Below are 14,041 nucleotides of genomic sequence, written 5' to 3' on the forward strand. Positions count from 1 at the left end.
GCAACGGGCACGACGACGCCGGCGAGCAGCCTGGAGGGGACATGAGCGAGCGCGGTGGGTGTGGTGAGCCGGCGTGGGGGCCGGTGCACCGGGACATCGTCGACCTGCTGGCCGATCATCCGACCGACGTGCCCGCCGTCGTCGACCATCTGACCAAGCTGCAGGACATGCTGGTCCGGCTGCCTCCGCTGCTGGACAGCTGCCCGTTGGCGGACTTCAACAAGCTGTACCTCACCATCACTTCCAGCGTGCTGGACGGGCTGTACGCCGACCGGTTCGTCGACCCGGTCTTCCTGTCCCGGCTGGACGTCGAGTTCGCGGCTCGCTACTTCGACGCGTTACGGATGTGGAGCGACGCCAGCCCGAGCACGCCCCGGGCCTGGGCGTGCCTGTTCGAGCGGATGCGCGGGCCGGACGCCCGACCGTTGCCCTCGGCGGCGGCCGGCGTCAACGCGCACATCAACTTCGATCTGCCGTTCGCACTTGTCACCACCTTCGACCACCTGGAGTCCGAGCCGGTCGACGGCAGCGACCAGCACCGTGACTATCTGGAGATCAACAAGATCTTCGCCGACAAGATCCCCGGCCTGCGCCGGGGCTATCTCGAACAGTGGCAACTGCTCATCGACATGCTCAACGGCGAGATCGACGACTGGTATCAGGGCGAGCTGATCCATTACACGCGCGACGTCGCCTGGCGCAACGCGCAGCGGATCTGGCGGTGCCGGCACGACCCGCACCAGCACGAGCGCGAGCGCAGGCGGCTCGACGACACGGCCGCCGCGCTCGGTCGGTTGCTGCTGTCGCCCCTCGGGGCGTTCCTGCAGTAACCGGGACGGGGGGTCCCCGCGCTCCGTCCACCCGAGGGGCGCGGGGGCATCCGACCCGAGACCGGGCGGCAACGCCCGGAGGCGGCCACCGGGGGGAGCACGGGGGAGCCGGGGGCACGGGGGAACAGGGGGACCACGGGGGGACCACGGGGGAAACAGGGGCCGGCCGGCCCGGGGGGTGTCGGCCGGCCCCTTCCGGGTACGCCGCGACCATGACCACTGTGTCCCGGCACCGTCCGGCCGCCCGGCCGCGACCGCGCCCTGCCGCCCCACCCCGCCCAGCGCGGCCGGGAGACCGCGCCGCCCGCGGAGCCCGGGGATGACCGTTCAGGTCTTCCAGTTCCGCTTCGACCCGCGGTTCCGCCGGCTGCTGGCGCTGATCGGCGTCCGGCCCGGCACCGCCTGGGTGCGGGTCGACTCCGCCCAACTGCTGGTCCGGTTCGGCCCCTGGCAGCTACGTACCGGTCGGGAGAACATCGCGGGTGTGGAGAGCGGCGGCCCGTACCGCTGGTGGCGGGTGATCGGTCCGCACCTGTCCGGCGCCGACACCGGCGTCACCTTCGGCACCACCACCGCCGCCGGGCTCTGTGTCCGGTTCGTGCGACCGGTGCCCGCCCTGCTGCCCGGCCGGTGGCCCCGACATCCCGGGATGACCGTCACCGTGACCGACCCCGCAGACCTGGCTCGGGCGCTCACCGCACCGGACGGCGGCTGACCGGTAGCGGACGAACCACCACCTACGGTCTGTTCGACAACGGTGAGGCGGGGACATGGGGGACCGGACGAGAGCGCGACGGGGCCGGGAACGCCGCCGCCCGGCGACCGGCGCACCAGAACCGGAGTTGCGTGCCGCGCGGGACCCGACGCGCAAGGGGGAGCGGGCGGGGCGGAGGGTCACCGTGCCCGAGCGGGTGGCCGTCCCGACCGGCCCGGTGACACCGGAGAGTCGGCTGCGTCGGTGGTTGTTCGTCCACCGGGTGCAGCCGGTCGGACCGGAGACCGCCGAGGGACAGACCCGGTCGCACGCCTGGTGGCGGGTGATGTGCCTGACCGGCGTGGACTACTTTTCCACCCTGTCCTACCTGCCCGGCATCGCCGCCCTGGCCGCCGGTGCGTTGTCACCGGTGGCGACCCTGCTGATCGTGGCACTGACGCTGTTCGGAATGCTGCCGATGTACCGCCGGGTGGCCGGGGACAGCCCGCACGGCCAGGGGTCGGTGGCGATGCTGGAACGACTGCTGCCGTTCTGGCGCGGCAAGATTTTCGTGCTGGTGCTGCTCGGTTTCGTCGCCACCTCGTGGATCGTCACGATCACGCTCTCCTCGGCCGACGCCACCGTGCACGTGCTGCAGAACCCGTACCTGCCGGAGTGGTTCGGCGGCACCGGCGTCGCCGTCGGGGTGACCGTGGGTCTGCTGCTGATCCTCGGCGGGGTGTTCCTGCTCGGTTTTCGGGAAGCCGTGGCGGTGGCCGTCCCGCTGGTGGCCGCCTTCCTCGGGCTGAACGCGGTGATCGTGGGGGTGTCGCTCGTCGAGCTGGCCGATGATCCCCGTCCGCTGACGGACTGGACGGCGGCGCTCACCACGGGCGGCGGTCCGGGCCAGGTGGCGCTGACCGCGGCGCTGGCGTTCCCGTTGCTGGTGCTGGGCCTGTCCGGGTTCGAGACCGGGGTCAGCATGATGCCGCTGGTGGCGGGAAAGGGGCCCGACGCACCGGCCCGCTTGGCCGCCCGGATCCGCAACACCCGGCGGCTGCTCACCGCCGCCGCGTTGATCATGTCTGTCTACCTGCTCTCGACCACCTTCGTCACCGCGGTGCTCATCCCGCCCGAGGCGTTCGCGCCGGGCGGGGCCGCCAACGGGCGGGCGCTTGCCTATCTGGCCCACGAGCAGGTGGGTGAGGCGTTCGGTACGGCCTACGACGTGAGCAGCGTGCTGATCCTCTGGTTCGCCGGTGCCTCGGCGATGGCCGGGCTGATCAACATCGTGCCGCGCTACCTGCCCTCCTACGGCATGGCCCCGGAGTGGGCGCGCGCGGTGCGCCCGGTGGTGATCGTCTACACGCTGGTCTGCATCGTGCTGACCATCGTGTTCCGCGCCGACGTCGACGCGCAGGCGGGGGCGTACGCCACCGGGATCCTGGCGATGATGGTGTCGGCGGCCGTCGCGGTGGCCATCGCCGCCGCCGGTCGTCGGCAACGCGGCGTCGCCGCCGGCTTCACGGTGCTCACCCTGGTGCTGCTGTACGCGCTGGTCGAGAACGTGATCGAGAAGCCGGACGGAATCGCCATCTCCGGACTGTTCATCCTCGGCATCATCGCCGTGTCGCTGGTGTCCCGGGTGACCCGCACCACCGAACTGAGGGCGGAGCGGGTCGAGTTCGACGATGCGGCGCGGCGGTTCATCGCCGACTCGGTGGCCCATGACGGGCGGCTGCACGTGATCGCCCACAAACGGCGCAGCGGGGCGATCAAGGAGTACACCATCAAGGAGCGCGCGCAGCGGGGCCTGAACCCGGTTCCGGGAGCGACCGACGTGCTGTTCCTGGAGATCGACGTGGTGGACCCCTCGGGGTTCCGTCACGTGCTCCGGGTGTGCGGCGTCGAGGTGGGGGGCTACCGGGTGCTGCGGGCCAGCAGCCCGGCGGCGCCGAACGCCATCGCGGCGATCCTGCTGGCGCTGCGGGACGCCACCGGCGTACGCCCGCACGCCCACTTCGAGTGGTCGGAGGGGAACCCGATCGCCCACCTGTTGCGCTATCTCATTCTCGGGCGGGGGGACACGCCACCTGTGGTACGGGAGATTCTGCGCAAGTCCGAGCCGGATCCCGCCCGCCGCCCCGGCATCCACGTCGGGGGTTGAGCGGCGCGGTCGATGCCGGCTCCGGGTAGATGTGAAGCCGAATGGCTTACCCGTTCACTTATGCCTGATTTGTGTCATGTGTCGCCGTACGGTGGCCTCTGGTGGCTGAGGCGAAGTCAGCCACCCCGCGCCCGATTCGGTGCGGCCGTGTTTCCGCATGCACGAGAGGCAGGAGCGCTGATGTCCACGTACCAAGGGAGCCGCGGGTCCACCCGACCCGGTCGGCGGTCCCGGTGGTTGCTGGCCGGTGGCCTGGTGGCGGGCAGCCTGGTGGTCGGGGCGGCGGGCCTGACCGCCGTCACCGCCTCGGCCGCCGACCGTGACCCGGCGGCACCGAACCCGGGCCAGCCCGCCGCTATGTTTCAGGATGACGTGCCCGGAGTCGACGAGACACCGCACCGCCGGGGGCAGGACCGGCAACGGCCGGAGTGGCGGCACGACTCCGGCGCGACCCCGGACGGCCAGGGGAGCGCGACCGGCCGGTCGCGCGGTCACCACGGGCGCGCACCCGACGACACGGTGGTGCCGGTGCCCTGCGACTCCGCCCGGCTCATCGCGGCGCTGGTCCGGGCGAACGCCGAGGGCGGCGCCACGCTGCGGCTGGCGGAGAAGTGCACCTACACGTTGACCCACGCGTTCCAGCAGCCCGACGAGTACGACGGCGGCATCCGCGACGCGCGGGAGGCCGCCGATGCCGCTGAGAACCCCGGCGACGCCGAGGCGCCACCGCGCAACCCCGCCGACGACAAGGCCGGCCTGCCGGTGATCTACCACGGGATCACCATCGAAGGCTCCGGCGCGACCATCGCCCGGGGGGTCAACACCCCCGACTTCCGCTTCTTCACCGTCCGCGACGGTGGCGAACTGACCCTCCGGGACGTCACCCTGCGCAACGGCCGCTCGGCGGCGGAAGGCGGCAGCATCCACATCGTGCACGGCGCCACGGCGGTCGTCGAAGGGGTCACCGTCGTCGGCAGCACCTCGCTGTCGGCGGAGGGCGGTGGCGGCGCCATCTTCAACGACGGCAACCTCCGGATCAGCGACAGCAAACTGATCGGCAACCGGGCCGCCGGCACCCAGGGCAAGGGCGGGGGCCTGCTCAACGGCGGCGTCATGACCATGCACGGCACCGAGTTCCGGCACAACAGCGCGGTCAGCTACGGCGGTGGCCTGGCCAACTTCCGGGCCGCGGGCGACGTGTACTCCTCCACCTTCGTGCAGAACAACGCCGGTCAGGGTGGCGGTGTGGCCAGCTTCTCCGCCCGTACCAAGGTCTTGGACACGCTGGTGGCGCAGAACAGCGCCGAGATCGGTGGCGGCCTGGCCAACTCCGACGCGGTGCTGGTGCTGCGGCAGCTGACGGTCCGCGACAACGTCGCCACCGTCAAGGGCGGCGGCATCTCCACCTTCCAGGGCCTGCTGCCCGTGGACGACAGCGTGATCAGCGACAACACCACGCGCGGCAACGGCGGCGGCATCCACGCCGAGAGGTCGAACCTGCTCGTGCGGGGCAGCGACGTCAAGGGCAACGCCGCGGTCGGCAAGCGGTCGCAGGGGGCGGGGCTGTTCGTGACGGCGGGCTCGACCTCGCTCTACCGCAGCCACGTGATCGGCAACCAGTCCACCGTCAAGGCGGGCGGGATCCAGGCCGAACGGGCCCAGGTCAAGATCGATGACGACAGCGTCGTCATCGAGAACAACCCGACCAACTGTGCGGGTAGCAAGGTGCCGGTGGCGCACTGCTTCCGCTGAGCCGGCACGGTCGGCAGCCGCATCCCGCCGACGAACAAGGCCCGTGTCCGAAGCCGGCACGGGCCCTGTTCGTGTTCCCCGGGCTCACTGAGAGGGCTGAGGCAGTTCGCAGTCGACCTTCGGGTTGGCGCCGACGTAGTTCAACGGCCCGGCGGCGATGGTCACCAGGATCGTGCCGACCTCGGCGCAGTTGGCTTCCTCGTCACTGTAGTAGCCGCGCTGACCGGCGGCGATGGCGCCGATGACGAGCCAGATCACCACGAGGACTCCGAATATCGACGTGCCACGCATGGCTTCCTCCACAGGTTCGGGGTGGGTTGCAAGGTGTGGGCCTTGTACCCAGACGCGCCGAGCGGCTAACGGAGGCCGCCGTGAGCTACGGCGGCATGGGTGCCTCAGGCGGGCGGGTGCGAGTGTGTCGAAGGTCGGCCAGCGCCACTCCGGTGAGCACCAACAGCGCGGCCAGCCCAGCGGTCAGAGATGGAAGAAACAGTGTCGCGGGTGCCACCGCCGTCAGCGCCACCACGCCGCCGGGCCGGGACCATGACACCCGGTTGAACACCTCACGTTCGAAGAGGGCCCGGCCGACCAGGAACAGCGCCGGGCCGCCGAGCATGATCGCCGCCCACTCCGGCGGGGTACGCGCGGGCAGGGTGGGTGTGTGCAGCACCACCTCGAAGCCGGCCGCCGTGATGACCACCCCGGCGACCATCACCAGGTGGGTGTAGGGGGAGGTGCCCAGGAAACGGATCGGCTTCTTCGCGACCTTGATGGCGACGGGCAGCAGTTCCCCGGCCTTGTGCACGTAGATCCGCCAGAGCACCAGCGTGGTGGCGAAGGCCAGCAGCAGCGCCACGGCGTCCTCAAGCTCCGAGTGATTGGTGGTGTACGCCATGCCGATAACGAGGATCGCGTCGCCCAGCGCGATGGTGTAGAACTGCTGATACCGCTCGGCGAGATGTTCGGCGGTCAATCTGAACAGGGAAGCGGGGACGCTGCCCAGCCCGGGCACCGGGTAGGACAGCCGCAGCCCGAGGTAGTCGAGGCCGAGGGCGAGCAGCCACAGCGCCATTCGGGCGTCCTCGGAGACGAACGCGCCGCCGATCCAGGGCACCGCCGACAGCGTGAACCAGCAGAAGACCCGGGCCGCCCGTCGTTGGATCTGCCGGTCGTTGCGCACCGCCGGGATGATGAACAACCCGCGCCCGAGGTGGATGGCGACGTACGCACCGGCGAAGGTGAGCCCCCGATCGCCGAACGCCTTGGGGATCGCACTGGCCATCAGCAGCACCCCGAACATCACCGCGAGCACCAGGGCCTTGATCTCGGTGCGTTCCGGGTCGTACAGGTCGGTGACCAGGCTGGTGATCGTCCAGGTCCACCACACCGCGGCCAGCAGGATCAGCGCCTGGCCGGCCTGGTGCCAGTTGATCTCCTCGGCCAGCCCGCGTGAGATGAGCGCCAACGCGACGACGTAGACCAGGTCGAAGAACAGTTCCAGGAGGGTGACCCGGCGGGTCGTGGTGGCACTGCGGGTGAGAGGTCGCCGTGGGTTCTCGGGCTGTTGCTGGGCGAACGGCACGGATGACTCCCGGCAGCCGGCGACAGTGCGGCTTGCCGGCTCGGCCGGCGTACCGACCGTAACGGCGTTTCCGGTCGGAGCGTGTCCTGGTCGAGGCCGGTCACCGGAACGGCGTACACCGGAGCCGCCGGTCGCGGAGCCCGCGGGGGGCGTCTCCGCGACCGGCGGCCCGGGTCGTCAGGACTCGCTGTCGGCCTGGGCGGCCAGCACCTTCGCCTGCTGAGGCCAGGTGGCCAGGCTGGCGGTGGCGCGGAGCCCGGCGCTCTTGACGGTCTCCCGCAGCGCTGCCTCGTCCAGTTCGGCCAACTGCCGGTAGGTCCGGATACCCGCGCCGTGCAGTGCCGCCGCCATCTTCGGGCCGACCCCCTGGATGCGCCGGAAGTCGTCGGCCTGGGCGGCTACCGGTTCCGCGGAGACCGGCTCGGCTGCCGCAGCCGGCTCGGTCACCACCGGATGGGCGGCGACCGCCGGCTCGGTCGCGATCGGGTCGACGGCGACGGCCGGCTCGGTGGCGACCGGGTCGGCTGCGCTGGCTGCCGTTGCGGGTTCGGTGGTGTCCTTGGGCCGGACCGGCGGGGTGGCGACCGTCGATCGCGGTTCCGCGCTCGTGTCCGCCGTGGTGTCCGCCGTCGGTCCCGCATGGATCGACGACGGGTCGACGTCGCCAGCGAGCGGTTCGCCGACCCGCGTCGCCCCGGTGGGCGTACCGGTCAGCGGCTCCTCGGTGGTGCTGCCGGCCGATTCCGCGGCGGCGGTCGGGGCCGGCTCGGCCTCGGTCGGCTCGGCCTGCGTCGCAGTAGTGGTTCCGGTGCTCGCCGGAGCGCCGGAAGCCGGCTCGGTCGTTGGTTCGGTCGCGGTGGTGGACTGCGCGGTTCCGGCGGCGACCGGGGCCGATTCGCTCGCCTCGGTGGTCGCGTCGCTCGCCGTGCCGGCCGTCGGCGCGGGCGGTTCCGACCGCCGACCACGCAGCAGTACCCAGCCCACCGCCAGCCCCGCCAGCAGCGCCACGAGCAGTATCAGCCAGCTCCCGAAGGACTCGCCCACGGTAACCCTCCCTGAGGTTCACGTCCGGATCGTCGCGAGAAAAACTCGCCGCAGCTTCGCATACGCGCGGCCGGGACGACAGGCAGGCCAGGTAACAGTCCGTACCGGACGGGCGGAGGCTACGGCAGGTGTCCGGTACGGGACGGACGGTGTGGCGCTGCCGTGCGGATGTGGACACATCGCGACCCCGACACCAACTCGGGCGCCGGGGTCGCGATGCGGATCAGTCCTGCTCACCTCGGTAGGTGTAGAAGTCGTCGATGAACTTGCGCCGCAACCGGGGAACCCGGCTGGTGACCCGGAAGTAACCCCGGGCACCGAGCAGCGCGAGCCGCCCGAACACCGGCTGGTACATGCGATCGTCACCGTTGGTGCCGCTGCGCCCCAGCGAGTCGGCGACCCGGGCGAAGCCGTACGGAACCATCGCCGCTTCGTAGTCGGCCACCGCCTGCACCAGGTTCTTCTCACCGGCGGCGGCGAGGATCAGCTGCCGCCGCAGCAGGTTCGCGTCGCGCAGTGCGGTGTTGGCCCCCACGCCGCGCCCCGGCGTCATGGTGTGGATCGCGTCACCGAGCAGGGTGACGGTGCTGCTCTTCCAGGGCGGCACCGGCTCCGAGGTGGACACCCGGATCGGCAGGGCGCTCTCCGGGTCCGCCAGGCTGAGCAGTTCCCGCAGGTGAGGGTGCCAGTTGGCGGTCAGCTCCAGGGCCACCTCGATCAGCTCCGTGCCCCGGCGACGCATCACGTCGGACGGGAACCGGCGGGCCGTGCTCCATACCACCAGGTTGATGTTGTCGCGGGTGGGATCGTGTCGCAGCCCCGGCCAGTCGGTGAGCAGTTTCGCGTCCGCCGAGCTGGTCTCCGGTTTCAGCCGGCCGTCGCGGTCCCACTTGAACTCCATCACGTGCAGTACGCCCATCACCCCGCCGGTGCCGAAGATCAGCGAGATGCCCCGCTGCACGCTCTCTGGCAGCAGGGACCGGGTGTGCGCCGTGAGTGGCACCCGGGTGGCGATGTTGACCGTGCCGGCGTCCCGGATGACGGCGTGCGGCAGGTACTGGCGGCGGACCGCGGAGTGCGTGCCGTCCGCCGCCACGAGGAGGTCACCGGTGGCGGTGCCCCCGTCAGCGAAGTGGGCGGTGACCGTGCCGTCGTCGTGCTGCTCGTACCGGGTGAAGGTGCGGTCGAAGTGCACCACGTCCTCCAGACCGGTCAGCAGCACCTGGCGCAACGTCATCCGGGCCACGGACCGCTCCGTGTCGACCGGGTGGGTGTCCGGTCGCAGCGGAAAGGACGCGGTGTGGCGCATCTTCTCGCTGAGCACGTTGAAATAGCGGGGCGAGCGGGCACAGGTGGCCAGGTAGATCTCGAACAGCTCGGGCGGTAGGCAGTCACGCAGGGCCCGACTGCCGGTGGGGCCGATGCCCACCCGGTAGCCGAGCAGTCCTTCGCCCCTGGCCCGGTGTCGTTCGTAGACCGCGACGCCGATTCCGGCTCGGCGCAGCCCGTGGGCCAGGCAGAGGCCGCCGGTGCCGGCGCCGATGACCAGGACGTGCGGTGCTCGGGTCGTCATGTTCTCGCCCGGTCAGCCGGCCACACGCGGTGCCGGAACGTCCGCGGCATCCCAGCGGTAGAAACAGTTGGCGATCGCGTCGCGCGGCGAGCGCCAGGTGGGCAGGTACGGCGAGGTGTGCGCGGACAGGCGCTCGTTCACCTGCTGGAACAACGGATGGTTGCGGGCCGCCGCGAGGGCGTCCGCGCCGACGTCGTCGGTCTCCATGAGATGTACGCACAGATCGTGCAGGCAGTACAGGGACCGGTGGCGGACCCCGGTCAGGCTGGGCAGTTCGGTCTCGTCGGACTCGGCGAAGATCTGCGCCACGCGACCCTCCGCGCCCGGGATGATTCTGTTGACGATCACTAGACGGCTCATCGGACCCCTCTCACCGGTGGTTCGGCCCGGCCGGACACCGGGTGCCGGGCCGCTGTGGCTCCACCCTGTCGCCCGCACAGTCACCTGTCCGTCAATGTCCGGGATCGGTGCGGTGACGCATCGTCAACGGGCCTGGAGCGGCGTTGCGGGTGACCACGTGCCGGCGGGGTCCGCTGGCCGGCCGGCTGGCGCGCCGGATGGGGTCGAGCGTCTCCGCGAGCAGCGCGCTCATCGCCGGCGACGGCTCCAGGCGCAGTTCCCGCAGCAGCAGATCCCGGTAGACGTAATAGGCGTGCACCGCCTCGAAGGCGTTTCCCTCGGCGAGGTGGATGCGTACGACCAGCCGGTGTGGCGTCTCGCGCAACGGCTCGGCGGCCATCGCCTCCAGCGCCGCCTCCAACGCCTCGCCGTGCCGCCCGGCGGCCAGGTGCTGGCCGGCGACCTGTTCCAGCATGTGCAGTCGGAGCTGGCGCAACCGTTCCCGGTCGGCCAGCACCCAGTCCTCGTACCAACCGGGCAGCAGGTCGTGCCGGCCGGCGGCGAGGGCCTTCGGGGCGTCGCCCGGCGCATGGCCGTCACGGACCCGACCGGCGGTGTCGATGAGCAGGTCGACGTCGACCCGGACCAGCGGGTCGAGGCGGACGGTGTCGGCGGCGGTGCTCAGCGGGCAGTACGGATCCTGACGCAGTCGCCACAGCGCGGTCCGCAGTGACGACAGCGCCCGTTCCTCGGTGGCCTCCGGCCAGAGCAGACCGGCGAGGTGGGTACGGGTGGCCCCGGGGCGCAGCCCGATCAGCGCGATGATCCGTTGCAGGCCGCGGGGCACCACCACCGGGGTGTCGCCGTGGGTCAGGCGGAAGCCGCCGAGCAGATGCAGCCGGATGTCGGCGTCGTGGGGCTGGCCGGTGGTGGGCGTGGGCGAAACGGCGGCCACGGCGGCACCCCCTGCGAAACGCGTCGGTTGCGGGTTCAGGCCGGGCCCGGCGTGGCCGCCGGGACGCCACTGTCGACTCGTCGGGCCGTCGCACGTGGGGTGCGGTGCCGGGTCCGACCGTCGTGAAGATTATCAATCGCAATTACTCTGAGTCAACGATGTTGTCGGCAATGCAACTCGTCAGCGTCTGTGAAACCGCCTCTGAACTGGCCAATCGCGCTGATCATGGCAACCGTGACCGCTCAGCTGAACCACAGCTTGCGTCAACACAGCGTCACCAGCTCCGTTCTTTCCGGGGGTGTCTGTGACGCCCGGGTGACGCGGTGCCGCGCATCGTGGCGGCAGCCGTCCGGGCGCACCCGGTGGCGCCCGACCGGCCCCATGGGGGGAGGACCAGCATGGACCGAACGCTGATCGTCGCGAAGGTGGTCCCGACCGCCGAATCGGCGGTCGCCGAGATCTTCGCCGAGTCCGACACGACCGAACTGCCCCGCCTGGTGGGGGTCCGGCATCGCTCGCTGTACCGCCTGCACGACCTGTACGTGCATCTCATCGAGACCGAGTCGGCCGGCGACGGCGCCGTCGAGGCCGTTCGGGAGCACCCGGAGTTCGTCCGGGTCAGCAGCCGGCTGAGTTCCTACATCTCGCCGTACCGGCCGGACTGGCGCGCGCCCCGGGACGCCATGGCCCGCTGCTTCTACCGTTTCGACGGGCACCGGCCGTGACCGCCACCGCGCCCTCCGGCGAGTCCCTGTGGTCCCGGTGCGGCGGCTGTGCCGCCCTGCTCTACCGCAAGCGACTGCGCCGCAATCTCGACGTCTGCCCGGAGTGCGGCCTGCACACCCGACTCGCCGCACCCGAGCGGGTGAGCCAGCTGGTCGACCCCGGATCGTTCCGGCCGCTGCCGGACCGTGCGGTCGAGGTGGACCCGATCGGCTTCGTCGATGTCCTGCCGTATCCGCACCGGCTCGCCGCCGCCCGCGCCGACACCGGCCTGGCGGAGGCGGTGCTCTGCGGCACCGCCACGATCGGCGGGTCGCGCTGTGCGCTCGCGGTGATGGACTTCCGGTTTCTCGGCGGCAGTCTCGGCTGTGCCGTCGGCGAGCTGATCACCCGTACCGCCGAGCAGGCGTTGGAGCTCGACATCGCACTGGTCCTGGTCACCGCCTCCGGCGGTGCCCGGATGCAGGAGGGCGCGCTGTCGCTGATGCAGATGGCCACGGTCAGCCAGGCGATGGCCGCGTTGCGCGAGGTCGGGCTGCTCACCGTCAGCGTGCTGACCGACCCCACCTACGGCGGGGTGGCGGCCTCCTTCGCCACAAGCGCCGACCTGGTACTCGCCGAGAGCGGCACCCGGATGGGCTTCGCCGGTCCCCGGGTGATCCGCCAGGTGACCGGACGCACCCTCCCGGAGGGGTTCCAGACCGCCGAGTTCCTGCTGCGGCACGGCCAGATCGACATGGTGGTACCCCGGCACGCGCTGCGCGCCCGACTGGCGACCCTGCTCGCCGCCACCCGCCGGCGGGCCACGAACCGCCCCGGCGCCACCGCCCCGCTGCCCGAGGCGGCCCGCCCGATGCCCGCGTCCCGGACGCCGGCCCGCGACGCCTGGGAGACGGTACGCCTGGCTCGGCACCCCGGCCGCCCCACCACCCTGGACTACCTGGAGACCACCTTCGACGGCTTCACCGAGCTGCACGGCGACCGGCTCGGCGGCGACTGCCCGGCGGTGGTCGGTGGGGTGGCGCGGCTCGACGGCCGGCACCTGATGGTGATCGGCCACCAGAAGGGACACACCACTGCCGAACTGGCCGCCCGCAACTTCGGCATGGCCACCCCGGCGGGCCACCGCAAGGCGTTGCGGCTGATGCGACTGGCGGCCCGACTCGGGCTGCCCGTGGTGACCCTGGTCGACACCCCGGGCGCCGACCCGGGCGTCGAGGCGGAGGAACACGGCCAGGCGGCGGCCATCGCGGAGAACATCCTGACCCTGAGCGTGCTGCCCACACCGGTGGTGACAGTGGTGACCGGGGAGGGTGGCAGCGGTGGTGCCCTCGCCCTGGCGGTGGCCGACCGGGTGTTGATGCTCCAGCACGCGGTCTACTCGGTGATCAGTCCGGAAGGCTGCGCCGCGATCCTCTGGCCGGGTCGTACCGCCGCCCCGCAGGCGGCCCGGGCGCTGCGGTTGACCGCGCCGGATCTGTGCCGGCTCGGGGTCGTCGACGAGGTCGTACCCGAGCCGGACGGCTCGGCCGCCGACGACCCCGAGGCGACGGCCCGAGCCGTCCGGCAGGCGCTGCTGGCGAACCTGCTGCCGCTGCTGGACGTGCCGACGGTGACCCTCGTCCAACGACGCCGACGGCGCTTCCGCCGCTTCGGCGCCGCCCGTGCCGGTGCCCGGGCGGGTGCCCGGTGAGCGCCACGGCCGGTGCCGCGCCCACCGTCGCCGGGGCCCCGGCGTCGCCTGTGGACGGCGCACCGACCGCGACCGCCGGGCTGCCGTCGGACGCGGTCCGCTCCGGGCGGTCCGACGCCGACGGCGCGTACCTCGCTCGTACCGCTGCGCCGACCCCGGACGGTGACGAGACCGGCCACCTGGTCGACGGCCTCGCCGGTCCCGGCCGGTACGCGGCGGCCGACGCCGTCCTGACCGACCTGCGCCGACACGCCCAGCAGTTCATCGCCGAACTGGCCGAGCCGGTACGCCGGCTGCGGCTGCGCCTCGGCGACGCCGAACTGGAGGTGGAGTGGGACCGGCCGGTCGGTCCGGGCGTACCGTCCGGCCCCACGGGTTCCAGCGTCGCCGCCGCTCCCCGCCCACCGGCCGAACCGCCCGCGGCCCCGCCGGCGGCGAGCCCCGCCACCCGCACCAGCGTCCGCTCGCCGATGGTCGGCACCTTCTACCGGTCGCCGCAGCCGGGTGCGGCGCCCTTCGTGGCCGTCGGCGACCAGGTCCGACCCGGGCAGGTCGTCGGCATCGTCGAGGCGATGAAGCTGATGAACGAGATCGTCGCGGACCGACCCGGCCGGGTCGTCGAGATCCTCGCCGTCGACGGACAGCCGGTGGAGTACGACCAGCCACTGGTCGCCCTGGACCTGGCGTGA

The 14,041-nt window shown here is 72.0% G+C and carries 13 protein-coding genes; 7 read left to right on the plus strand and 6 right to left on the minus strand.

All coding sequences use genetic code 11. The annotated features are described in order from the left end of the window. The first annotated feature begins 41 nt into the window (after positions 1-41). From ACN26Z_RS14015 to ACN26Z_RS14030, 4 genes are all read left to right on the plus strand, one after another. The gene (locus ACN26Z_RS14015; protein WP_093402648.1) at positions 42-830 is read left to right on the plus strand and encodes a DUF5995 family protein; all 789 of its coding nucleotides are present in this window, start codon (positions 42-44) and stop codon (positions 828-830) included. 319 nt (positions 831-1,149) lie between these two features. Next, positions 1,150-1,545 carry a hypothetical protein gene (locus ACN26Z_RS14020; protein WP_282238885.1) on the plus strand — a complete coding sequence of 132 codons (396 nt, stop codon included), beginning with the start codon at positions 1,150-1,152 and terminating at the stop codon, positions 1,543-1,545. A 55-nt stretch (positions 1,546-1,600) separates the two neighbouring features. Continuing rightward, a complete protein-coding gene (locus ACN26Z_RS14025) occupies positions 1,601-3,691 on the plus strand; it encodes an amino acid transporter (RefSeq protein ID WP_421461615.1) in 2,091 nt (696 codons plus the stop codon). 180 nt (positions 3,692-3,871) lie between these two features. Beyond that, positions 3,872-5,443: a hypothetical protein gene (locus ACN26Z_RS14030; RefSeq protein WP_421461617.1), complete on the plus strand. Its 1,572-nt coding sequence runs from the start codon at positions 3,872-3,874 to the stop codon at positions 5,441-5,443. A gap of 84 nt (positions 5,444-5,527) precedes the next feature. Here ACN26Z_RS14030 and ACN26Z_RS14035 read toward each other — a convergent pair whose 3' ends face one another. The 6 genes from ACN26Z_RS14035 to ACN26Z_RS14060 all read right to left on the minus strand — a co-directional run bounded on the left by ACN26Z_RS14035 (position 5,528) and on the right by ACN26Z_RS14060 (position 10,936). Continuing rightward, on the minus strand, positions 5,528-5,734 hold the full coding sequence (locus ACN26Z_RS14035) for a hypothetical protein (RefSeq protein ID WP_093402652.1): 207 nt from the start codon (positions 5,732-5,734) through the stop codon (positions 5,528-5,530). A gap of 85 nt (positions 5,735-5,819) precedes the next feature. Next, a complete protein-coding gene (locus ACN26Z_RS14040; protein WP_421461619.1) occupies positions 5,820-7,025 on the minus strand; it encodes a low temperature requirement protein A in 1,206 nt (401 codons plus the stop codon). 177 nt (positions 7,026-7,202) lie between these two features. Continuing rightward, the gene (locus ACN26Z_RS14045; protein ID WP_421461621.1) at positions 7,203-8,069 is read right to left on the minus strand and encodes a helix-hairpin-helix domain-containing protein; all 867 of its coding nucleotides are present in this window, start codon (positions 8,067-8,069) and stop codon (positions 7,203-7,205) included. Positions 8,070-8,292: 223 nt separating this feature from the next. Next, complete coding sequence (locus ACN26Z_RS14050; RefSeq protein WP_421461623.1) at positions 8,293-9,642, minus strand: FAD-dependent oxidoreductase; 1,350 nt, start codon at positions 9,640-9,642, stop codon at positions 8,293-8,295. Positions 9,643-9,654: 12 nt separating this feature from the next. Continuing rightward, complete coding sequence (locus ACN26Z_RS14055; protein ID WP_093402655.1) at positions 9,655-10,002, minus strand: TcmI family type II polyketide cyclase; 348 nt, start codon at positions 10,000-10,002, stop codon at positions 9,655-9,657. Between the two features lie 91 nt (positions 10,003-10,093). Next, positions 10,094-10,936 (minus strand): AfsR/SARP family transcriptional regulator, encoded by an 843-nt coding sequence (locus ACN26Z_RS14060; RefSeq protein WP_093402656.1) that lies wholly within the window; start codon positions 10,934-10,936, stop codon positions 10,094-10,096. 398 nt (positions 10,937-11,334) lie between these two features. On the opposite strand from ACN26Z_RS14060, the gene ACN26Z_RS14065 reads away from it, so the two are divergent. From ACN26Z_RS14065 to accB, 3 genes are all read left to right on the plus strand, one after another. Continuing rightward, positions 11,335-11,661, plus strand: a complete 327-nt coding sequence (locus ACN26Z_RS14065) for a TcmI family type II polyketide cyclase (RefSeq protein WP_093402657.1) — start codon at positions 11,335-11,337, stop codon at positions 11,659-11,661. Continuing rightward, the gene (locus ACN26Z_RS14070) at positions 11,658-13,352 is read left to right on the plus strand and encodes an acetyl-CoA carboxylase carboxyltransferase subunit alpha (protein WP_421461626.1); all 1,695 of its coding nucleotides are present in this window, start codon (positions 11,658-11,660) and stop codon (positions 13,350-13,352) included. The genes ACN26Z_RS14065 and ACN26Z_RS14070 overlap by 4 nt, the downstream gene beginning before the upstream one ends. A gap of 80 nt (positions 13,353-13,432) precedes the next feature. Beyond that, entirely contained in the window at positions 13,433-14,041 is a 609-nt protein-coding gene (gene accB / locus ACN26Z_RS14075) for an acetyl-CoA carboxylase biotin carboxyl carrier protein (RefSeq protein WP_421464647.1), read from the plus strand.

The organism is Verrucosispora sp. WMMD703 (assembly GCF_049178935.1).
Lineage (GTDB): Bacteria > Actinomycetota > Actinomycetes > Mycobacteriales > Micromonosporaceae > Micromonospora > Micromonospora sediminimaris.

Excerpts from the sequence above, each read along its gene's own strand:
- ACN26Z_RS14050 (WP_421461623.1), bottom strand. The coding sequence starts at position 9,642 with ATGACGACCCGAGCACCGCACGTCCTGGTCATCGGCGCCGGCACCGGC.
- ACN26Z_RS14015 (WP_093402648.1), top strand. The coding sequence starts at position 42 with ATGAGCGAGCGCGGTGGGTGTGGTGAGCCGGCGTGGGGGCCGGTGCAC.
- ACN26Z_RS14065 (WP_093402657.1), top strand. The coding sequence starts at position 11,335 with ATGGACCGAACGCTGATCGTCGCGAAGGTGGTCCCGACCGCCGAATCG.
- ACN26Z_RS14055 (WP_093402655.1), bottom strand. The coding sequence starts at position 10,002 with ATGAGCCGTCTAGTGATCGTCAACAGAATCATCCCGGGCGCGGAGGGT.
- ACN26Z_RS14035 (WP_093402652.1), bottom strand. The coding sequence starts at position 5,734 with ATGCGTGGCACGTCGATATTCGGAGTCCTCGTGGTGATCTGGCTCGTC.
- ACN26Z_RS14030 (WP_421461617.1), top strand. The coding sequence starts at position 3,872 with ATGTCCACGTACCAAGGGAGCCGCGGGTCCACCCGACCCGGTCGGCGG.
- ACN26Z_RS14020 (WP_282238885.1), top strand. The coding sequence starts at position 1,150 with ATGACCGTTCAGGTCTTCCAGTTCCGCTTCGACCCGCGGTTCCGCCGG.
- ACN26Z_RS14025 (WP_421461615.1), top strand. The coding sequence starts at position 1,601 with ATGGGGGACCGGACGAGAGCGCGACGGGGCCGGGAACGCCGCCGCCCG.